19 protein-coding genes and 1 pseudogene are annotated in these 20,282 nt (G+C 70.6%); 10 read left to right on the forward strand and 10 right to left on the reverse strand.

Going from position 1 to position 20,282, the window contains the following annotated elements:
• Positions 1 to 408 precede the first annotated feature (408 nt).
• Positions 409 to 975 (forward strand): NUDIX hydrolase, encoded by a 567-nt coding sequence (locus tag ACQVFL_RS08805; protein WP_431729120.1) that lies wholly within the window; start codon positions 409 to 411, stop codon positions 973 to 975.
• A gap of 3 nt (positions 976 to 978) precedes the next feature.
• Here ACQVFL_RS08805 and ACQVFL_RS08810 read toward each other — a convergent pair whose 3' ends face one another.
• On the reverse strand, positions 979 to 2,391 hold the full coding sequence (locus ACQVFL_RS08810) for a helix-turn-helix domain-containing protein (protein WP_431729797.1): 1,413 nt from the start codon (positions 2,389 to 2,391) through the stop codon (positions 979 to 981).
• A gap of 112 nt (positions 2,392 to 2,503) precedes the next feature.
• On the opposite strand from ACQVFL_RS08810, the pseudogene ACQVFL_RS08815 reads away from it, so the two are divergent.
• A pseudogene (locus ACQVFL_RS08815) lies at positions 2,504 to 2,749 on the forward strand (hypothetical protein); the annotation flags it as partial.
• Positions 2,750 to 2,847: 98 nt separating this feature from the next.
• Entirely contained in the window at positions 2,848 to 4,056 is a 1,209-nt protein-coding gene (locus ACQVFL_RS08820; protein WP_431729121.1) for a helix-turn-helix domain-containing protein, read from the forward strand.
• A gap of 450 nt (positions 4,057 to 4,506) precedes the next feature.
• On the opposite strand, the gene ACQVFL_RS08825 is transcribed toward ACQVFL_RS08820, so the two are convergent.
• Positions 4,507 to 5,556 (reverse strand): aldo/keto reductase, encoded by a 1,050-nt coding sequence (locus ACQVFL_RS08825; RefSeq protein WP_431729122.1) that lies wholly within the window; start codon positions 5,554 to 5,556, stop codon positions 4,507 to 4,509.
• Positions 5,557 to 5,666: 110 nt separating this feature from the next.
• On the opposite strand from ACQVFL_RS08825, the gene ACQVFL_RS08830 reads away from it, so the two are divergent.
• Together ACQVFL_RS08830 and ACQVFL_RS08835 are read left to right on the forward strand one after the other, a co-directional pair.
• Positions 5,667 to 6,086, forward strand: a complete 420-nt coding sequence (locus ACQVFL_RS08830) for a MerR family transcriptional regulator (protein ID WP_431729123.1) — start codon at positions 5,667 to 5,669, stop codon at positions 6,084 to 6,086.
• Between the two features lie 152 nt (positions 6,087 to 6,238).
• Complete coding sequence (locus ACQVFL_RS08835) at positions 6,239 to 6,475, forward strand: hypothetical protein (RefSeq protein WP_431729124.1); 237 nt, start codon at positions 6,239 to 6,241, stop codon at positions 6,473 to 6,475.
• A 41-nt stretch (positions 6,476 to 6,516) separates the two neighbouring features.
• On the opposite strand, the gene ACQVFL_RS08840 is transcribed toward ACQVFL_RS08835, so the two are convergent.
• Positions 6,517 to 7,086, reverse strand: coding sequence for a TetR/AcrR family transcriptional regulator (locus ACQVFL_RS08840; RefSeq protein ID WP_396691435.1), 570 nt, complete (start codon positions 7,084 to 7,086; stop codon positions 6,517 to 6,519).
• Between the two features lie 84 nt (positions 7,087 to 7,170).
• Between ACQVFL_RS08840 and ACQVFL_RS08845 the strand changes: the two genes are divergently transcribed.
• Entirely contained in the window at positions 7,171 to 8,124 is a 954-nt protein-coding gene (locus ACQVFL_RS08845) for a ketopantoate reductase family protein (protein ID WP_431729125.1), read from the forward strand.
• 105 nt (positions 8,125 to 8,229) lie between these two features.
• Here the strand turns inward: ACQVFL_RS08845 and ACQVFL_RS08850 are convergent, their stop codons facing one another.
• Together ACQVFL_RS08850 and ACQVFL_RS08855 are read right to left on the reverse strand one after the other, a co-directional pair.
• Positions 8,230 to 8,949 carry a hypothetical protein gene (locus tag ACQVFL_RS08850; protein WP_431729126.1) on the reverse strand — a complete coding sequence of 240 codons (720 nt, stop codon included), beginning with the start codon at positions 8,947 to 8,949 and terminating at the stop codon, positions 8,230 to 8,232.
• Between the two features lie 34 nt (positions 8,950 to 8,983).
• Positions 8,984 to 9,649, reverse strand: coding sequence for a TetR/AcrR family transcriptional regulator (locus ACQVFL_RS08855; protein WP_431729127.1), 666 nt, complete (start codon positions 9,647 to 9,649; stop codon positions 8,984 to 8,986).
• 110 nt (positions 9,650 to 9,759) lie between these two features.
• On the opposite strand from ACQVFL_RS08855, the gene ACQVFL_RS08860 reads away from it, so the two are divergent.
• The gene (locus tag ACQVFL_RS08860) at positions 9,760 to 10,704 is read left to right on the forward strand and encodes an SDR family NAD(P)-dependent oxidoreductase (RefSeq protein ID WP_431729128.1); all 945 of its coding nucleotides are present in this window, start codon (positions 9,760 to 9,762) and stop codon (positions 10,702 to 10,704) included.
• A 16-nt stretch (positions 10,705 to 10,720) separates the two neighbouring features.
• On the opposite strand, the gene ACQVFL_RS08865 is transcribed toward ACQVFL_RS08860, so the two are convergent.
• Complete coding sequence (locus ACQVFL_RS08865) at positions 10,721 to 13,198, reverse strand: AAA family ATPase (RefSeq protein WP_431729129.1); 2,478 nt, start codon at positions 13,196 to 13,198, stop codon at positions 10,721 to 10,723.
• A gap of 297 nt (positions 13,199 to 13,495) precedes the next feature.
• Between ACQVFL_RS08865 and ACQVFL_RS08870 the strand changes: the two genes are divergently transcribed.
• Positions 13,496 to 14,581, forward strand: a complete 1,086-nt coding sequence (locus tag ACQVFL_RS08870; protein ID WP_396691429.1) for an endo alpha-1,4 polygalactosaminidase — start codon at positions 13,496 to 13,498, stop codon at positions 14,579 to 14,581.
• A 9-nt stretch (positions 14,582 to 14,590) separates the two neighbouring features.
• Here ACQVFL_RS08870 and ACQVFL_RS08875 read toward each other — a convergent pair whose 3' ends face one another.
• Both ACQVFL_RS08875 and ACQVFL_RS08880 read right to left on the reverse strand, forming a co-directional pair.
• Positions 14,591 to 15,076, reverse strand: coding sequence for a hypothetical protein (locus tag ACQVFL_RS08875; protein ID WP_396691428.1), 486 nt, complete (start codon positions 15,074 to 15,076; stop codon positions 14,591 to 14,593).
• Positions 15,077 to 15,220: 144 nt separating this feature from the next.
• A complete protein-coding gene (locus ACQVFL_RS08880) occupies positions 15,221 to 16,447 on the reverse strand; it encodes a trypsin-like serine peptidase (RefSeq protein WP_431729130.1) in 1,227 nt (408 codons plus the stop codon).
• A gap of 137 nt (positions 16,448 to 16,584) precedes the next feature.
• Between ACQVFL_RS08880 and ACQVFL_RS08885 the strand changes: the two genes are divergently transcribed.
• Positions 16,585 to 17,097 (forward strand): hypothetical protein, encoded by a 513-nt coding sequence (locus ACQVFL_RS08885; protein WP_431729131.1) that lies wholly within the window; start codon positions 16,585 to 16,587, stop codon positions 17,095 to 17,097.
• 56 nt (positions 17,098 to 17,153) lie between these two features.
• Here ACQVFL_RS08885 and ACQVFL_RS08890 read toward each other — a convergent pair whose 3' ends face one another.
• The gene (locus ACQVFL_RS08890) at positions 17,154 to 17,867 is read right to left on the reverse strand and encodes a DNA alkylation repair protein (protein WP_396691425.1); all 714 of its coding nucleotides are present in this window, start codon (positions 17,865 to 17,867) and stop codon (positions 17,154 to 17,156) included.
• Between the two features lie 399 nt (positions 17,868 to 18,266).
• Between ACQVFL_RS08890 and ACQVFL_RS08895 the strand changes: the two genes are divergently transcribed.
• The gene (locus ACQVFL_RS08895) at positions 18,267 to 19,841 is read left to right on the forward strand and encodes an alpha/beta hydrolase (RefSeq protein ID WP_431729132.1); all 1,575 of its coding nucleotides are present in this window, start codon (positions 18,267 to 18,269) and stop codon (positions 19,839 to 19,841) included.
• A gap of 66 nt (positions 19,842 to 19,907) precedes the next feature.
• Here the strand turns inward: ACQVFL_RS08895 and ACQVFL_RS08900 are convergent, their stop codons facing one another.
• On the reverse strand, positions 19,908 to 20,258 hold the full coding sequence (locus ACQVFL_RS08900; RefSeq protein ID WP_396691423.1) for a UBP-type zinc finger domain-containing protein: 351 nt from the start codon (positions 20,256 to 20,258) through the stop codon (positions 19,908 to 19,910).
• Positions 20,259 to 20,282: the final 24 nt, after the last annotated feature.

Raw genomic sequence — 20,282 nt, forward strand, 5'->3', positions numbered from 1 at the left:
TTGTATACCCCTCTGTGCAGCTTCGCTGGCAGGTGGCACGGCCTTGGGTCGACGACAGGCGACGCGACGTGCACGTCAGCGCGGCGTGATCCAACGCCGAACCGACAGAGGTGCGGGCAGGGGTGGACTTGAACCGCGCTACGGACTGCCCTGCGGGCGGCCTGCGGCCGTCCTCAGGCGCCCGCAGCCAGCGGAACGTCAGCGAAGGCCCTGCCGTATGGCAACTCCCGATCATGCTCGAAGCAACAACCAGTACGTCAGACCACGCGGTATAGCACTCGATCACACTCCACTGCTACGTGAGGCCACTCTCCCTCGACGGGGGTCGGTGTTTGGGTTGTCGTCTGGGAGGTGCGTCCAGCAGATGCCGCTTGTGGGGCGGGTATGGTTCGCGTGGATACTGGCGGGGTGGTGGAGAAGCAGGCGACGGAGTTGACCCGGTGGACCATCCACGGCGAGCGGGTGGTGGACGACACCCGGCGTGCGCGGCTGAGTATCGCCGAGGTGGAACTGCCGGACGGGGTTCGCTTCGAGCAGTACGTGATTCGGGCTCCCCGGTCAGCCATGGTCGCCGTGCTGGACGATCGGGAGCGCCTGCTGTTGATGCGGCGGCATCGGTTCGTGTTCGACCGGTGGGTGTGGGAACTGCCTGGTGGCTACGTCGACGATCACGAGCAGCCGGCTCAGTGCGCGGTGCGGGAGGTCGAGGAGGAGACCGGCTGGCGGCCCCAGGAGGTCGAGCCGCTCCGGTCCTTTCAACCCTGGGTCGGCACCGCCGACGCCGAGAATCTGCTGTTCCTGGCCCGGCAGGCTGAGCACATCGGTGCCCCTATGGACGTGAACGAGGCCGAGCAGGTCGCCTGGATCCCGCTCGACGAGGCGTACGAGCTGGTGTCTCGGGGTGAGATCGTCGGTGCCGGCACGGTGATCGCGGTGCTGGAGCTGGTTGCGCGTAAGGCCCGGGGAGAGCTGTAGGTGTCAGCGACGGGGGCCGAGGGTGGCGTCGATGCGGCCGGTGAAGTGCCGGACGGCGGGTAGCCGCCGGTGCGGGGCGAGGTGTGTTTGCAGTTCGCGCAGGTAGCGGACGGCTCTGGCTGAACGTAGCTGAGTGGTCAGGGTCAGGGCTTCCGCGCCGATGGTGCAGGCCCGTTCGGGTTCGTCCTGCCGGGCGTGGACGCTGGCGAGCAGGGCGAGGTTGAAGGCCCTGCCGCGCACGTATCGGTTGTCCATCCGTAGCGATCGGGCGGCGAAGCGTTCGGCGTGGGTGTTGTGGCCGAGGGCGTGGAAGCAGTGGCCGAACTTGGCCGACAGGTACGCCTCGTCGAAGTAGCTGAGCCACTGCGGGTCGGTGCTGCGATCGGCCCGGTCGAGGGCCTGTTCTGCCTGGTGTAGGGCGGCGGCGCAGGCTCGTTCGTCCTTGGCCTTGGCCAGGGCGTGGGCCTCCATGACGTGGGCTTCGGCGGTCAGGACAAGAAGGCCGGCGCGGCGGGCGGTCTGCCCGGCGGCGCGGGCGAGGTCGAGGCCGGTGGCGGTGTGGCCGAGGTAGGTGGCCTGGTGGCTCATGGCGGCGAGGATTTCCGCGCCGAGGCCGTCGTCTGCGGCGGCGTGGGCGAAGTCCAAAGCGAGGGTGAGGTACCGCTGGGCGATGCCGTGCTCGGCGGTGTCGTACGCCTGCCAGCCGGCGAGTTGGGCCAGTTCGGCGGCGGCGCTGAGCAGTCGTTGGCCGGTGGGGTGGTTGTAACGGCCGTTGGTGAGCAGTGGGGTGACCTCCTGGTGGAGGTAGCGGGCGACGGTGTCGCGGGCGTGGCCGCCTCCGTACTGGTTGTCCAACTGGCGGTAGGTCACCGTCATCGCGCGGATGGTGTCAATCTCCGGTTGACCGACCGTGCTGCGGCCGGGCTGGGTCACCGGGGCCGGGTCGGGTGCGGTGAACCAGCGCAGCGCCGGCAGGGTGTAGCCGGCGGAGCTGAAGGCCACCTGCCGGAGTACGTCTCGACGGTTCACGTCACCTCGCCAAAGCTCTGCGGCACTACGTATGTCCTCCTGCCAGGTCCGAATGGCCGGCGGTTCGCTGGGAGTGCGCCGGCCGAGGTCGGTTGGTGGTGCGGCCTGTCTTGGTGCCAGGCCCATCGTGGTTCGCGCCTGGTCGGGCATCCGGCATCCGTCGGCGATCCGTTCCAGGACCTCGATCGAAGTGACCTTGCGTCCGGCCATGATCCGGCTGACGTAGCCCTGTTCCAGCCCGACGGCGGCGCCGATCCGGCTCTGACTCGCCCCGGTGAGACTCGTGATCCAGCGGAACAGCCCGCCGATGTCACGGGCCGCCAGGGCGGCCAGCACCTCACCGTGCGACCACGCATCCTCCGGAATCCGCAGCGGATCGAGCAGCACGGCAGCTCCCAGCGTCGCGTTCCGACTACTCAAGGTGTTCAGATCGAAAGCCTAGAGCGACTCGATCGCGCTGGTCGACCCGTCCCATGTCACCGTGACATGACCGCTGGCCATGGAACGGCTCGCCGCCGAACGGGATGGTCGGCGCATGTCCTTCGATATCGACGATCCGCCCGTGGAACCACCCGACGAGTGCCGGCACCGCCTGCTGTGGCGACTGGCCCGTGCCCTCTGGGAAACTCACCGACCCGGCAGCTCCAGCTTCTGCGTGGCCACCGGCACCTGGCATGAGATTCAGCCCGGACCGTGCCAACCGGCCCGACTCGCCCAGGAGGGAATGCGCACCGCCTGCGGTGAGCCATGCCTGGAAGATGTCCGGCGGGTCGTTGCTCAGCAGCGCGGCTCTCCGCGCGTACACGTCGGATCGGTCCACCGCTCATGTCGTGGGTGGATCGGATGACGGCCGGGCCGTTGGAGACCCTGCCGGTGGGGCGGCGGGTGGCGTACTGGCGGGGGCGGCGGAAGCTGTCGCAGCAGGTGTTCGCCGATCGGTTGGGGAAGTCGAAGAGTTGGGTGGACAAGGTCGAGCGGGGAGTCCGCTCGCTGGACAAGGTGTCCACGCTCCAGGAGGTCGCCACGGTCCTGCGTATCGACTCGGCGGTGCTGCTCGGCCGGGAGGTCCAGCCGACGGATGTGTCCGACCGGACCGCAGACGTCGAACGGATCCGCGCGGCCTTGTCCCGGTACGCGATTCCTCTCGGCCGACCTCTGGGCAATCGTCCGCTGCCCTCCGGCGCGCAGGTGGACCGGCAGGTCGCCTACGTGTGGACGACTTTCCAACACGCCCGCTACGACCGGGTGGCCGACCGACTGCCGGAGTTGCTCGCCCACGTCGAGCACGCTCATGCGGCGGACCCGGTGGCAGGTCGGGGGCCGCTGGTGGAGGCGTACCGGATAACTGCGTCGCTGTTGATGAAGATGGGTGAACCGGACCTGGCGTGGCTGGCGGTCGATCGGGCCATGACCGCCGCCACCGGGGACCGCATCCTGGTCGCTGCGGCAGCGGTGCAACTCGGTCAGGTGCTGCGCGGGTGTGGGCAGGTGCGGGCGGCCAGGTCGGCCATGTTGGCCGCCGCCTACCGGATCGTGCCGCCGACCATCGAGGACGGCGCACCTGAGGAACTGTCACTGGGCGGGACCCTGCTGGTGCAGGCGGCGTTGGCTGCCGCCCGATCAGGCGACGAGACGGCGGTGGCTGATCTGCTCGACGAGGCGGCAGCACTGGCCGCTCAGGTCGGTGACGGGCATGACCACCACCGCACCGGGTTCGGGCCGACGGCGGTGCAGACGGCCAGGGTGACCGCAGCCGTGGAGTTGGGCGACGGCGGCGACGCCGTGGCCTGGCACGAGAAGGCGACCGACCGCGACGGCTGGCGGTGGCTGCCCGTCGAGTACCGCGCCGCGCACCTGATCGACGCCGCCCGCGCGTACCTGCACACCGACGATCCGATCAACGCCGGCCGGACGCTTATGGAGGCCGACCGTCTCGCGCCGGCCGAGATCCGGCACCGTCCGGCGGGCCGGAACGTACTCGCTCAGATCGTCCGCGACCCCACCGCCCCGACCACGCTCGTGCACCTCGCCGCCACCATCGGGGTGGGCTGAAGATGACCGCGCCGTTCCTGTCCCTCGCCCAGATCCGCAACCGACTGATCCTGACCGCCCGCTGGGTACTGCGCGACCACCGACCCGGCCCCGACGGCTGCTGCCCGATCTGCCGAGCGGCGGACTGCCCGGTAGCTGCCGCAGCCCGAGACGTCCTCCGTGTAGCCAAGAAAGTACAACTGTGGAGTGCAGCAACCGTGCCACCCGCACCGGACCGGAACGAGCGCCACCAGCCCGGACGACCTCGTACGACACCTGATCCGACCGGCCTGCCGTGAGTTGACAGCGAAGAGATCAGTGGTCCGATTCACGTGTTGGACGCCGTCCGGTGACTGCCTCGGCGAGATCGAACCAACGCCGTGCGCGGAAGTATCTGGTGTCCCGAGAGATGAAGACGTGAGGGCGACCGCCGTCGGAGAGCTGGAAGCGCAGGCCGTTGTGGATGACTGGTCAGGCTGCTGGGCGGTCGGCGATCGGGCGACGGCGGAGCGCCGGGTCGGTCAGCGCCGGTGGGCGCCAGGCACCGTCGGCCTGGTACAGGTTGGTGCCCGGCGGGACGATCTCGTCGATCCGGTCAAGTACGGCATCGTCCAGGGTGAGCGCGGCGCCCTTCAACGCGGCGTCGAGCTGCTCCATGGTGCGCGGCCCGATGATCACCGAGGTGACCCCGGGATGCGCCACCGGGAAGGCCAGCGCCAGTTCCGGCAGCGTGCAGCCGATCTCCGACGCCAGCTTGACGAGTTGCTCCACCACGTCCAGCTTGCGCACGTTCTCCTCGATCGCCGGGTCGAACCGGGCGGGGGTGAGCGCGGCCCGGCCCGTGGACAGGTCCACCGGCTGCCCCTTGCGGTAGCGGCCGGTCAGGAAGCCGGAGGCAAGCGGACTCCAGGTCAGTACGCCCATGCCGTAGCGCTGGGTGACTGGGAGCAGGTCGGTCTCGATCCCCCGGGCGAGCAGCGAGTACGGTGGCTGCTCGGTCCGGAACCGGTGCAGCCCGCGCCGCTCTGCGACGTGGTGCGCCTCGACGATCTGCTCGGCCGGGAAGGTCGAGCAGCCGAAGGCGCGAATCTTCCCCTGGCGTACCAGGTCGGTCAGGACCGACAGGGTTTCTTCGATGTCGGTGGTGGGGTCCGGCCGGTGCACCTGATAGAGGTCGATCCAGTCGGTGCTCAGCCGGCGCAGGCTCTCCTCGACCTCCCGGACGATCCAGCGCCGCGAGTTGCCGCCCCGGTTCCGGCCCTCACCCATCGGGAAGTGCACCTTGGTGGCGAGCACCACGTCGTCCCGGCGGCCTCGCAGCGCCTTGCCGACGATCTCCTCGGACTCGCCGGCGGAGTACATGTCCGCGGTGTCCACGAAGTTGATCCCCTGGTCGAGGGCGGCGTGGATGATTCGCGCGCAATCGTCGTGGTCGGGATTGCCCACGTAGCCGAACATCATGGTGCCGAGGCAGTGGACGCTCACCTCGATGCCGGTACGGCCGAGGACGCGGTAACGCATGGTGGTGCTCCTTGTGGTCGTCGCGTGCCGGGCGGTCGGCCCGGCCGGCTCTGCGTGCGAGCACCCTAGGAGCTGGAGTCGACTCTAGGTCAACCCGTACGCTGGGCGTCATGTCCGAAGTCGTCCCGGGCCTGAGCATCGGCGAGGTCGCCGAGCGCACTGGGCTGAGCGTGCACACGCTGCGGTTCTACGAGCGGGAAGGCATCCTGGCCGACCCGATCCGGCGCGATCCCGGCGGGCGTCGCGTCTACCACGAGAACGATGTGGACTGGCTCCACCTCTGCATGATCCTGCGCGCATCCGGCATGCCGCTGCCGGCTATCCGGCGCTACACCGAACTGGTCCGCGCGGGCGACGGCACCGAGGCGGAACGGCTGGTGCTACTGAGAAAGCACCGAGAATGGGTGCTGGACCAGATGGACCAGCTTCGGAAGTGTCTGGACCTGGTCAACTTCAAGGTCGGGGTGTACGAGGATGCGCTGGACCGAGTCGCCGTCTCGTCCGCCACCGGTGCCGATGCCCGCCGGTGATCCAACGGCCCGGCCGCGACCGGCACTGCCGTGATGGAGATGGCTCACCGGTATGCGCGACGCCCGCGCGCCGTTGGCTGACGGGAGCGCCCGCCATCAGAGCCACCCGGCGCACTTGCTGGGCGTGCACTCTCGGGCTCGCCACCATGCGGATGCAGGCGACGCGGAACGGCCTGCCGACCGACGGCGAGGTTCGTTCCAGCACCCGCATCACGCCGATCACGCCGTACTCGACGGTGCGCGTGGTCATCCGGAAGTGGGACAGCGGCGCGCCCGCCTGCTGGGCCATGGGCGCGCCGGAGCCGATGGCGTGGAAGCCGACGTCCTCGTGGCGGCCGATGAGCCCGTTGGGGTTGATCCCCACGATCCACGGCCCGCCCTGGCTGTAGCCGACCGCGAGCAGGTACGCCGACAGGCTGGCCGGCGTCACTCAGCGCGCGGTGTGGCGGAGTCCGGCGAGCACGAGGGTGACGACCTGGTCGGCGTTGGTGCGGAAGCTCGGGTGCTCGTAGGCCGCGCAGATGCCGTTAATGGCGATCATGACGGCGTCGGCGCCCACGTCGTCGCGGACGGTGCCGGCCTCGGCGGCGTCGGTCAGCAGGTCGGCGATGACCTGGTGTAGGGCCTGGGCGCCCTCGGCCATGGTGTCCGAGCGGGTGGCCATGAGCGTGGCGAGGGTGCGGGCGAGCCCCTCGTGGGCGTGCAGATGGGCGACGAAGCCGCGCAGGAAGGACTCCAGCGCCTCGTCGGCGGGGAGCGTGGCGTGCAGCTCGCGGGCGCGGTCGCACAGCGCGGCGAGTTCCTCGCGGTAGACCGCCTCGGCCAGGGCTTCCCGGGTGGGGAAGTGGCGGTAGAGCGTGCCGGTGCCGACGCCGGCCAGCTTGGCGAAGTCGTCGAAGCGCAGGTTGAAGCAGTTCTTGGCGAAGAGTTCGCGGGCCTTGGCGATCAGGGCTTCGCGGTTGCGGCGGGCGTCGGCGCGGAGCGGCTTGGCATCGGTCACGTGAGGTCCCAGATTGACAAGTGGAGACTGTCTCCATATTTTGAAAGTGGAGGCTGTCTCCAATTATAGGGTACGAGGTGGCGCGTGAAGATCTTGATGTTCGGTCGGGGCGTGATCGGTGCAGCGTACGGGTGGGCCCTGGAGCGGGCCGGGCACCACGTCGAGTTCTACGTCCGGCCGGGGCGCGCGGCGGCGTACGGCGATGCGATCGACCTTGATCTGCTCGATGCGCGACGGCGGCCCTGGGGGAAGCGTCTCGCGGAGAAGTGGCCGGTGCGCCTGCGCGAGTCGCTGGAGCCGGACCACGATTTCGACCTGATCGTGCTGAGCGTGCAGCACTACGGCTTCGCGGAGGCTGCCGCCTTCCTGGGGCCGCGCGTGGGCGGGGCCACCGTGCTCGTCTTCAACAACCTGTGGGTCGAGCCGCTGACCGCGATCGAACACCTTCCCACCGAGCAGGTGGCCTGGGGCTTCCCCGGAGCCGGCGGCGGTTTCGGCGACGACGGGGTGCTGCGCGCCTCGCTGCTCCCGGTGGTCTTCCTCGGCACTCTCAACCGGCCACCGACCGAGCGCGAGCGGGCCGTGCGCGAGGTGTTTCGCGGGGCCGGGTTCCGGATCCAGGAGAACTCCGACTTCCGGGGCTGGTTGGCGCTCCACTTCGTCCAGAACGCGGGTCTGCACACGCAGAGCCTGCGTCGGGGCTCCCTGTCCGCGCTGACGCGCGGTGACATACGCGAGGCGATCCTGGCCATCCGCGAGCTGCTGCCGCTGGTCGAGGCGCGGGGCGTCGACCTGCGGCGGCATCGGTCCTCGCTGCTGCCGTTCACCGGGCCCGTCTGGCTGGCCGCACCGGTACTCGCCTGGATGTTCGCCCATTTCCCGCCGGCACGCAGGGTGACGACGGCGCACGCCAACCTTGAGGAGTTGCGCGCGGTCTGCCGCGACACGCTCGCGGAAGCGCGTCGGCTGGGGGTGCGGGTGCCTCGGCTGGAGGCGGCCGAGCCGTACTTCGCGGACGCGACTGCGGCCGGGGTGTAGGGCTGTTGTGGTGAAAGGAAGGGTCCCCTGCTAACGCCTGGTGCATAGCAGGGGACCCCTCCTTACATAACAGCCGACATCGCGCACTGCCGAGCCTGGAGCTGCCTACGTCGCCGGGTTCGGCGCGGGCTGGAACGCCACGTCGGTCACGTCGGCGACCAGTTCGGTGTAGTCGGTGCCGTACGCGGCCGGCTCGATGATGCGCAGCACCAGCGCGAACGGTCGGTCGGCACCATAGGTGCGGGCGAGTTCCGGGTGGTGCCTGGCCAGGTAGCGGGCGGCGGCGAGGTTGCTGCCCGCCGTCAGGCCGCCGATGAAGAACACCGGGCGTCCACCGACCGGCCCCCAGAACCGGGCGAGCAGGACGTAGCTGATCTCCGGGCTGAAGACGTACTCGGTGCCGCCGACCGTGAACGACCTTCGACGCTTCTCCTCGTCGAAGGTCTCGTACGTCACGCCGCGAAGGATCGCGCGTACGTGGGTGGCGCTGCGCGGGCTCGCGCCACCGGGGCCGCCGACGCAGAACTCGGTCAGCCGGCCGATCTCCCCGGTCGGCTGGTCCTCGCCGACCCGGTCGGCGTGCGCGCCGCACTCCCGGGCGATGGTCGCCAACTCTACCAGCGCGGCGACGTCGCGGCGGTGGACGCTGAACTCGCGCGGCGACGACGCGTGCCGGGACACCACCAGGAGACAGCTCGCTCCGGCGGTCAGGCCGAAGAAGGCGCGGGACCGATTCAGCCTGCGCCGGCGTAACAGAAACCCGGAGAGCCAGACGGCCGTACCGGCGATGACGCTCGCCAGCAGATTGATCACAAGGTCACCCACGCCTCGATCATGTCCGATGCCGTCATGCCGGGCGTCAGCGGCGGGGTAGCACGCCCAGGAGGGTCGCGGTCAGGGCCAGCTTCAGGGAGTCCCGCAGCTCCATGTGGAAGCGGGCCAGGTCGGGTTCGGCCTGGTAGGCCGCCTCCAGGCTGGGTGGCGGTGTGCTGTACGCCGACAGCGCGCCGGCCATGACCATGGTCTGCAGGCTGAACAGCGTGGCGGTCTCGCCCAACTCCGGCAGGTGCTTCTCGATCAGGGCGGTCATGGTGGTCAGGTGCGCCTTCGAGGCGCGCTTGTGGCGCAGGGCGACCTCGACGGAGACGTTGTGTTCCAGCACGGCGACCTGTGCGCCGAAGAGGTCGCAGAGCACCACTCGGGCGGCCAGGGAGCGGCTGAGAACCTCGGCCACCGCCGTCGCCCGCTCGACCATGGGCAGGTCGTCGTCGATGGAGTCGGCCAACTCGTCGGCCAGGTCGGTGAGCCACTCCTGGAGGTGGCGGTCCAGCAGTTCGAGCAGCACCGCCTCGCGGGACTCGAAGTAGCGCAGCACGTTCGGCTTCGCCAGACCCACCCGGCGACTCAGCTCGTTCAGGGTGACCGAGGCCACGGGCATCTCGTCGAGCATCGCCGACGCCGCGTCGAGGATCGCCCGTCGGCGGATCTCGCGCTGTTCCTCGGTCCGGGCCCGCTGGAAGGTCACGATCGCCAGCCTAGCTTAAGTACCTTCGGTACGTTGACAACGTACCGCGAGTACTTTAGCGTTGTCGTTACAAAATACCTCCGGTACTTAAGTCGATGGGGAGCTCTGGCATGAGCGAGAAGTGGACGACGGCGAACATCCCGGACCAGCGCGGGCGGGTCGCCGTGGTGACCGGCGCCAACACCGGACTGGGGTACGAGACCGCGAAGGCGCTCGCCGCACGCGGCGCGTCCGTGGTGCTCGCCGTACGCGACGTCGACAAGGGCGCGCAGGCCGCCGCCCGGATGACCGGCGACGTGACCGTGCAGGCGTTGGACCTGACCTCGCTCGACTCCGTCCGGGCCGCAGCGGGACAGTTGCGGTCCCGGTTCGACCGGCTCGACCTGCTGATCAACAACGCCGGGGTGATGTACACCCCGAAGCAGACCACCCGCGACGGCTTCGAGCTGCAGTTCGGCACCAACCACCTCGGGCACTTCGCGCTCACCGGGCTGCTGCTGGACCTGATGCGGCCGGTGCCCGGCTCACGGGTGGTGACGGTCAGCAGTGTCGGCCACCGCATCCGGGCCGACATCCACTTCGACGACCTGCACTGGGAGCGGTCGTACGGCCGGGTCGCCGCCTACGGTCAGTCCAAGCTGGCCAACCTCATGTTCACCTACGAGTTGCAGCGCCGCCTCGCCCCGCACGGCACCACCGTCGCGGTGGCCGCGCACCCCGGAATGTCCAGCACCGAACTCGCCCGCAACAGCCCGGCGGCACTCCGACTCCCACTCACCTGGCTCGCACCGCTGATCACCCAGACCCCGGCGATGGGCGCGCTGCCGACCCTGCGCGCCGCCACCGACCCCGCCGTGCTCGGCGGCCAGTACTACGGCCCCGGCGGACGCAACGAGGTCATGGGCCACCCCCGGCTGGTCACCTCCAGCCCCCAGTCGTACGAGGTGGCCCTCCAGAAGCGACTCTGGGCTGTCTCCGAAGACCTCACCGGCGTAACGTTCCCGACCGTTCAACCCACGCGAGACCCGACCGTCGCCGGTCGACGCGCTGCCTGATCGCCCGTCCGGCCGGTCAGGAATCGCGCGAGGCGTCGAGCGTCGGGGTGCGGATCCGGTCGCAGGCGGCGAGCAGCGTGCCGAGACGGCGACGCGCGTCAGCCGCCAGCGGATCTCCGTCGCGGCGCAGCACGCGTACCGCCGTCGCGGCGGCCTCGGCCGCCCACACGGTGAGCTGCGCCGCGGCGAAGGCGTCCGCGACCGCCAGCAACCCGGCGCCGTCCTCGGCGGCGCACGCCCGCGCGTGCCGGGCCAACAGCGGCGACAGGGTTCCGTCGGTACGCTCGGCCAGCTCGGACAGGCGTTGGGCCACCGACCGCTGTGCACCGTCGGCGCAGGTCGGGCCGATCGGAGTGGCCGCCCGGCCCAGCCGGACCAGGTCGTGCAGGGCCAGCCCCTCGTACCCGGCGAGCCCGTCGCGGCGCAGCCGGTCGGTCAGCGCGACCAGGTGTCCGACGGCGGCGGACAGGTCACCGGTGGCGGCGATGGCCCCGCCACGGGCCAGTTCCAACCAGGGGTAGAACACCGCGAGGCACGGGGAGTACGACGCGTCTGCCGCCGCCATCGCCGCCAGGGCCGCGTCGGGGTCGCCGCGCCAGGCCGCCACCTGCGCGCGCTCGCCGTGGGCGAGACTGCCGTAGAGCCGGCTGGTGGCCAGTATCGCGCCGGCCGTGTCGCTGAACGTGATCGCCTGGTCGGTGCGCCCCCGCAGCCGCGCCGCATAGGACTGGAGGACGGTCAGGAAGCCGCTGCCGAGCCGTAGGCCACCCGAGCTGACCAGGTCGGCGAACTCGTCGGCCGCGATCGCGTCGATGCCGGCCAGGTCGCAGGTGAGCGCCAGCCGGGCGGCCCGGGCCGACTCCACCATCGCCTGGAGGTAGGGCACGTCCCCCCGCCAGCCGGCGACCTCCGCCTCCACCTGGGCGATCGTGTCGGCGTTGCGGCGGAACAGACCGCGTGTCGCGTCCACGTAGGCGACCACACACCGGGTCAGTCCTCGGGCACCCGGACCGGCTGCCGGCTGGGTCAGCACCGCCTGGCTCAACCGCAGCGCGGCGGCGATCTCCATCCGGTGCATCCGCATGAGCGCCTCGAAGGCCCAGACCCGCGCCTGGTGACCGGGGTCGGTCATCGGGACGGCAGCCTCGGCCAGGGTGTCGGCGGTGGACTCGTCGCCGAGGCTCCAGTACGTCACCATGCCCCGAACGGTGAGCCAGCGGCTCCGCCGCCGCTCGTCGGCGGGTTCGTCGCGGACCTGGTCGAGCACCTGGAGGGCCTCGTGCGGGCGTTCGCAGAGCATCAGGATGGTGGCCAGCAGTTCGGCGGCGTCGTGACCACCACCGGCGTCCAGCGCGGCCCGCGCGAGTTGCACCGTCAGCGGTACGTCGTAGCGGGCGAACGCCTGCATGGCTCCGGCGAGCAGCAGCCGGGGATCCTGCCCGGAGCCCGCGCCGAGCCGCCAGAGGGCGACCCGCAGCAGGTCACCCGGGCGGCGGGCGCCGGTGGCCTGCACCAGGTCGGCCAGCTCGGTCTGCAACTGCCGGGTCCGGGCCGGCGGACAGCGGCGGCGCAGCAGCTCCCCGTACAGCGGGTGGGTCAACTGCACGTCGACCCGACGGTCATGCCGGACGACCGCGATCAGGCCGTTCTCCTCGGCCTGCCTGACGTCGGCCGTGTCCGTCGCGGTGGTGAGCAGACGCAGGCCCAGTTGCTCGCTCAGGGCGACCAGCTCCACCACCTTGCGTACGCCGGGAGTGAGGTGCTCGATCCGGGTGCCGATCACGTCCGTCACGTCGAGGGGCCGCGTCGAGTGGCCGTTCCACTGCCACCCGTCGTCGCAGCACGCCCACTCGCCACTGCCCATCGTGCCGTGGAGCAGCTCGTGCAGAAGCAGCGGATTGCCGGCCGAGAGGCGGAGCATCCGGTCGATCGACCGCGCCTCGACCGGCCCGCCGAGAACGGCCGTGAGCAACTCGGCGGTCTCGTCCCGGCCGAACGGAGTCAACTCGACGCGCTCGACCAACTCGTCGACGCACAGCGGTCGCAGCGGCAGCGGCATCTGCTCGCCGTCGTGCACCGTCCCGAGCAGGACCACGTCCTCCTGTCGGGCGAGCACCTGGACCAGCGCCGACGACGGCGGATCGAGCAGGTGGGCGTCGTCGACGGTGAGCACGATGGACCGACCCATGGCCTGCTCGTGCAACGAATCCACCACCCATCGCAGCACTCCGGCGGGGGTGAGACCTGCCGGCTGCGCGACGGGAAGCACCTGGGCCAGACCGCCGAAGGGCAGAGCCGTACTCGGATGGGCCGCGGTGATGGGCCAGACGACGTACCGGCTCGCGGGAAGCTGCGCCACGGCCTCGCGGACCAGCCGACTCTTACCGACGCCGGCCCCGCCGCTGAGGATGACGCCGCGTCCGCCGACGCCCGCCACCACCGATCGCAGGTGCTTCAGCTCACCGGTCCGGCCGACGAAACTACTCCGATGCACTGGATAAGCATATCGATATCGATTTCGCCTCGGTGGTTGCACATGCGGTGAAATGACATCGACCTCCGCCGAATTCGTCTCCGTCCCGGCCGGCGCCAGAGCCTTCACCGCGGCCGGTCGCTGAGGCGACCGAGTGGCGGGCGGGTGAGAGCGACCTGCCGCGGGCAGGTGCGGCGTCGTCGGCGGGGGACAACGGCCGTGCCGGAGGGGGTGTCCGCGCCCCTCGAAGCGGGGGGTGTCCCGGTCCCGGCCGGTTCTCGTAGGGTGCGCTCACACGTACCTGGAGGAGTTGGCTCGATGGGATCGAAGCGCAGGCGGGCCCGGGTGGGGCTGACGGCGGCGGCGGTCGCCGTCGTCGTGCTCGGTGTCGGCATCGGTGCTGCCGGTGCGAGTGGCCGGCAGCCCTGGTGGGGCCTCGGGCAGCAGCAGGTCTCGCCCACGCCGAGTGTGACTCCGAGCGCCGCGCCGACGCCCGACGCGCCGTCGGCGCTGGGCGCGGCGGTGAGCAGCGGGCCGACCACGGCGACGCCGTCGGCGAGTACGTCTCCGAGTGTGCCCGCGACCACGCCGCCGCCCTCGCGGACCCCGGCTGCCTCCGGTGGTCCGGCCGCGTCCACCCCGGCGACGACGCCGCCGGCCGGGAACCGCACGACCGCGCCGACGTGGGCACCGCCGCCCGCCAACGCCGGGTTCGACTACCAGATCGGCGGGGTGTACGCGCCGCCGTCCGGCGTCACCGTGGTCAGCCGTGACCTGGAGGCGTCACCCGCCGCCGGGCTGTACAACATCTGTTACGTCAACGCCTTCCAGGCGCAGCCCGGTGCCGAGTCGTGGTGGAAGACGAACCACCCGGACCTGCTGCTGCGGGACGCGCAGGGCAACCTCGTGGTCGACGAGGACTGGAACGAGTTGATGCTGGACTACTCCACGGCGGCCAAGCGGACGGCGCTCACCACGATCGTGGGCGGGTGGATCGACCGGTGCGCCGGCAAGGGGTTCAAGGCGATCGAGCCGGACAACCTGGATTCGTTCACCCGGTCCAAGGGGCTGCTGACCGAGTCGCAGGCGGTCGCGTACGCGGCGTCGCTGAGCGCGTACGCGCACGGCAAGGGATTGGCCGTGGCGCAGAAGAACCTCGCGGAGCTGAGCACCGCCAACGCCCGCAAGGCCGGGTTCGACTTCGCCGTCGCCGAGGAGTGCGGCACGTGGAACGAGTGTGACGCGTACACCCGGACCTACGGCGCGAACGTGATCGTGATCGAGTACACCGAGAGCGGGTTCAGCAAGGCGTGCGGCTCGCACGGCAGCACCCTCTCGATCGTGCTGCGCGACCTCGCCGTCTCGGCACCGGGCTCCCGCACGTACGTCCGCAAGGCGTGCTGAGCGGGGACCTCAGCTTCCGGCCACCACCTGGATGACGCTCTCGCCACCGACCGCGTTCCCCTGGTCGGCCATGGAGCTGACCAGGTTGTAGTAGCCGGGACCGGCGTCCGGGGCGATGGCGATGGTGCTGACCGGGCGTCGGTCGGGTGCGTCGGCGGGGCGGACCGGCTCGGCCGGGTAGGTGACCAGCCCGGGGACGGTGAGCGTGCCCATGGCGTGTGCGGTGAGCTGCTCGACCGACTCGAACGGGCCGATCAGGTGGGCGGTCAGCTCGACGTCGGGCCCGGGAGTCGGCGTCACCGGTGGGTCGTCGGGCGACTCGACGATCCAGTTCAGGGTGAAGGTCTGCCCCGGCTGGTACACCTGCTCGACGTCGGCGCGCGCGCAGCAGGTGTAGGTGACCGTCGACGCCGCGACCTCCTCCACCGGGCTGACCACGCACGCGGCCAACAGGGGAAGCAGGGCGGCCAGCGGCCAGGCGCGGTGAGCCTTCATGCGCCGGATCGTATGCCCTGGTCGCAACCCCTCACCGCCGTCTCGTGACAGGTTCGGACCCACGTAGCGTCCCTGCGACGTGTGGCACGGCAGGCCACCGCCGGGGTCGGTGGCCTGCCGTCGTCGCCTGCGGTGCTGCTCGGGTCAGCCGTTGTCGATCAGGCCGGCGATCTCGTTGTAGATCAGGTGCGCCTTCGCGCCCTGGTTGGACGGGCAGCCGCCGAGGTGGTGCAGGGCGATCACCCGGTGGCTGCTGTTGAGCACCGGCGAGCCCGAGTTGCCGCCGGAGGTGTCGCAGCTGTAGCTGATGTTCCAGGTGCTGTAGTTCGCGTTCCGGACGGTGCAGCGTGCGCCGTTCTGGGTGTCCTCGAAGATGGACAGCCGCTTCGGGCTGCCGTCGCCGTGGCCGGGGATGTACATCTGGGCGCCGGTGGTGGTGGCGGAAGTCGCCAGGTAGAGCGTGCCGTAGCCCTGGATGGCGGCGAAGTTGTTCACCGAGTAGAGGGCGTAGTCGAGTTGGTTGGAGCCGCCGCTGCTCACCTGGTAGAGCGTGGCGCCGCTGACCTTGGTGCCGGGGCCGGGGTTCGCCCCGCCGCAGGTGGCGCACTGGTAGTTGAACTGCATCTCGCTGCCGCTGACCGCCGACTGCGTCGAGAAGCAGTGCTTGTTGGTCAGCATCCGGTTGGTGTTGCCGACGCGCCAGGTGGTGCACGACCCGCCGCCGCTGATCAGCAGTCGCGCCACCGCGTTGCCCCGGGCGAACTCGGTCGGGTGGCTGCTCTGGTAGCAGACCACGTCGCGACGGGCGTCGGTGCTGCACACGGACTGGGTCGAGAAGTTGTGCGCGGCGATCTCGGTGCGGTCGTAGCCGCGCCAGAACCGGTCGATGGTGGCGGCGCTGCCCCGGCTGGCGCGGGTGCTGTGCAGCGTCACCACGGCGGTGTCGCCCTCGACGGACATGGCCCAGAAGCCCGGCTGCCCGTCGGTGGTGTAGTCCGAGCCGGTGGCCCGGTTCAGGTGGCGGTCGTACCGGTGGCTCTCCCGGCCGTCGGGGCTGGCCACGGTGACGTACTCGCCGGGGCCGAGTCGCAGCGAGGCGAAGTGCACCTTGACGTAGGTGGCGCCGGGGTGGTGGATGACCTGGGTCCGGCCGTCGCGGGCGTACGACAGCGCGCCGTCGAGCGTGCGCAACTCGCCGACGGTCGTCACGCCCTCGGCCACGAACTGGTCGGACTCGGGGGCGCGCTCGGACTGCGGCGCGAGAGGTGGCGCCGAGTACGCCTCGGCTGGTGCCGACAGCAGGCTCAGCCCGAGTGTGCAGGCGCTGAGCATGACCGCCAGCGTGCGCAGACGGCGCGGGGCGTGTGTCATCGTCGCTCCTCCCAGGAGACCGGAACCTTAACGATTGCTCAGTCTTCATACACGAGCCTCGTCAACATATGCAAGACTGTCGATGTATTGACGGGGTGGGATCCGGCCCGACGGCACCGTCGCGTAGGGTCCTGCCCGTGTCCGACCAGCCGAGGCGCAGCCGCGCCTCCACGTACGCCCTCGTCCTGGCCGGGCTGAGCCTCGTGCTGTCGGTGATCTCCTGCGGCGTGGTGGCGGTGACGCAACTCGGCGACACCGACGCCGCGCTTCAGTCGCCGCCGCGACCGGCGACCGCGTCGGAGGTGGAGGCCGTCGCCCACGTCACGTTCCCGCCCGGCACGGTGTTCCTCTCGGCCGTCAGCAGCAACGGGCTGGAGAGCCACCTGTCGGCCAGGTTCCGGATTCCCCGCGACGCCCTCGACACCTTCGTCCGTGACGGGGACTTCGGCGCGGAACTGACCCCCGGGCTCCGCGCCGTCACGCGGGAGGACGACGTGGGCGGCGGGGACACCTGGCACCCCGAGCGCGCGGCCCGCGTCTCCGGGCTCGCCGAAGGGGCACCGGGGCCGAACGGTACGTACCGTCGCCTGCTCGTGGATCTCGACGCGACGGACGCCGTGACGATCTACCTGCGCGCGACCCGGCCCTGACCCGCGTCGGCCCCGCCGATCGTCGGTGGTCCGGCGCGGGCGGCTCCGCGACCGCCTCAGACCGTGCCGGACAGGTAGTCCTTGCGGCGCTGCGGCGGGAACTTCTCGATCGCGTACCGCAGCATGACCCTCGGCATCACCCGGTAGTGCCGGACCAGGAACTCCTCCTCCGCCGCCAGATTCCGGTTGCCCACCTCGCGCAGCATCCACCCGACCGCCTTGTGCACCAGGTCGTGCGGGTCGCGCAGGAGTCGCTCGGCGAGCCGGAACGTCCACGCGTAGTCGTCGGCCTTGATGAACGCGAGAGTGGCCATCACCGCGATCCGCCGGTCCCAGACCAGGTCCGAGCCGGCCAGCCGGTCCAGGACGTCACGGTCCCTGTCGAGCAGCCAGGGCCCGAGGACGTACGGCGCCCAGGAGTCCACCAGGTCCCAGTTGTTCAGGTGGGCACTGTGCGTCAGGACCAGCTCGACGATCCGGCCGCGTTCCCGCTCGTCGGCCCTGCCGAACTTGCGCACCAGGATGAAGACCGCGGTCAGCCGCTCCTCGTGCACCTCGCTGGTCAACAGCGTCCCCGTGTCGGCCAGGTCGAGGCCGCGCCAGTGCCGGCCGGCGACCCGGCGCTGCTGCGGCACGGTGACGCCGATGGCCCGGTCACCCTCGCCGTACCCGCCGGGAAACATCTTGAGGTACCGGCTCACCCCGGCCGCGCGGGTCGGATCGGCGAGCTGGGCGAGGTCGCGCCGGACGTCGGCGGCGGTGGTGGCCATGACTCGGCAACCTACCCCGAGCGGTGCGCCGCGCGGGGTCGTCCGTGCCGGGCGGCCGGGCTCGGCGACGTTTCGAATCCGTCACGCAGTTTCGACGGGCGTTGCGGGAAAGCGCCGGGTGGGTGAATTCGAAGAATTGGTCGCCCTGTGACGTCCACCATGTTGACAGTCCTCGGCGGTGCTTCGTTCACGCCACTTCCGTGACTTCCGCGACGGCGGTGACCTCACCATTCACGTCGGTGAGCCGAAATGGATCACAAGCGGCTGCGGATCATTGTCGGCCGGGGCTGTCCGAACGGTATTGCCGCTGACACTTTCCGGTAACCCCGAGCCTCGGCGGATTCGCTAACTTCAGCCTCGCCCGGCAGGGGGCCGGGAAAGTCGTGGGGGAGAGGGCACATGCGCAAGAAAATGATCCGGCAATTACTCGCCGGTATCGCGGTGGGGGCGGCGCTGGTGCCGGCCGTGGTGTCGCCGGCCTCGGCGGCACCCGTGTCACAGGTGCAGTGGGAGCCCTGTGAGCAGGATGACAGCGCGCTGTGCGGCACGCTCGAAGTGCCGGTCGACTGGGCCGATCCGAACGGTCCCACGATCGAGGTGGCGCTGGCCAAGCGGCCGGCGACCGATCCCGATGTACGGCGCGGATCGCTGCTGGTGAATCCGGGCGGCCCGGGTGGGTCGGGCGTGGACTCCGCATTGTGGGCCACGTACGGCGAAGAATTGCGTCGTCATTTCGACATCATCGGTTTCGACCCGCGTGGAGTGGCCCGCAGCGCACCTATCATGTGCGCCGTCGACAAGTTGTCGGCCCTGCCGGCCGACGCCATCAAGACGGCCGCCGACTTCACCCGAATGGTCACCGCGAGTCGGGCCCTGGCCGACGACTGCCGCTCCCGGAGCGGCCCGATATTCGACCACGTGAACACGCTCCAGGTGATCCGGGACATCGACGCGATCCGGGCCGCCGTCGGCGACCCGCAGTTGAATTTCCTCGGAATGTCGTACGGCACGCTGATGGCCCAGCAGTATGCGGAACTGTTCCCCACCCGGGTACGCGCCATCGTCGCCGACAGCACCATGGACCACAGCCTGGACGCCCGGGGCTTCGCCGTCACCCAGGCTGCCGCCGGGCAGGACTCGTTCAACGAGTTCGTGGCCGGCTGCGCCCGACTGCCCCAGTGCGCGCTGTACGGGCGGGACATCCGCAGGTTCTGGCAGCGGCTGCTCGACCGCGCCGCCCGGGGCGAGTTGCCGGACCCGGACAACCACAGCTACAAGATCACCAAGCGGGATCTGGTCAACTTCGTGCTGGGCAACGTGAACTACCAGCCGTACTGGCTCGACATCGCCGCCGAGTTGGAACGGGTCGACGCCGGCCGTCCGTGGGGCGTACCGGCGGCCCGCCGGTCGACCGAGGAACAGCCACCGACCGTGGTGCCCTTCGCGTACCAGGCGGTGCTCTGCGAGGACTGGAACCTCGGGGCGCAGAACATCGGGCAGTGGCGGACGATCGTGGACGCGGCCCAACTCGCCTCGCCGGACCTGCCGGACCTGCCCCGGGCGGCCATCGGTGCCATCTGCCTCGGCTGGCCCAGCACGGCGGACAACCCGCAGCGGCCGATCACCCCGACCAACCAGGCCGAGCTGCTGTTCGTCAACTCGTTGCACGACCCGGCGACCGGCTACAACTGGGCGCTCGGCGCCGCCGCACAGTTCGGCGACCACGCCGAACTGCTGACCTACGAGGGCTGGGGACACATCGTCTACGGCCGGGTGGCCTGCGCCGACGAGGCGATCGAGGCGTACCTGATCGACCTGGTGGTGCCGGCGGACGGTACGCGGTGTGCGGCAGCGCCGCCGCCGGGCACGGAGTCCGACGAGTCCCGGGGCCGCTCGGCCGGTCCGGCCGTCGACGAGGCGCCGCCGCTGGTGCCGCTGCGCAGCGACCCGAAGCTGCCGACCTGGCTGTTCTGATGTTGTGGTAAGGAAGGGTCCTCTGCTAACGCCTCGTGCATAGCAGGGGACCCCTCCTCACAATCGTCAGCGGTTCAGGTGCCGCCGCCAGTCGCGGGGCACGCGGTCGGTGGGGCCGGGTACGCCCTGGTCGAGGGGGCGGTGGGCGGGGGCGGCGAGTTCCGGACCCTGTTCGTACATGGTCTGCTCGGTGTAGTCCCAGAACCATTCCTCGCCCGGCTCGTAGCTGCGGACGATGTTGTGGCCGGTCGCGGCGGCGTGCGCGCTCGCGTGCTGGCTGGGCGACGAGTCACAGCAGCCGACCTGCCCGCACCGGGCGCAGCGCCGCAGGTGGACCCACCAGCCCGGTGGGTCGGCGGCCTCGCAGTCGGCACATCCCGGACCGCTGGGTGGGACCGAGGGGTCGATGCCGTCCATGGGGTTTCCTCCGTGAGAGAAGTG

It is taken from the genome of Verrucosispora sp. TAA-831 (assembly GCF_050780145.1).
Classification (GTDB): Bacteria; Actinomycetota; Actinomycetes; order Mycobacteriales; family Micromonosporaceae; genus Micromonospora.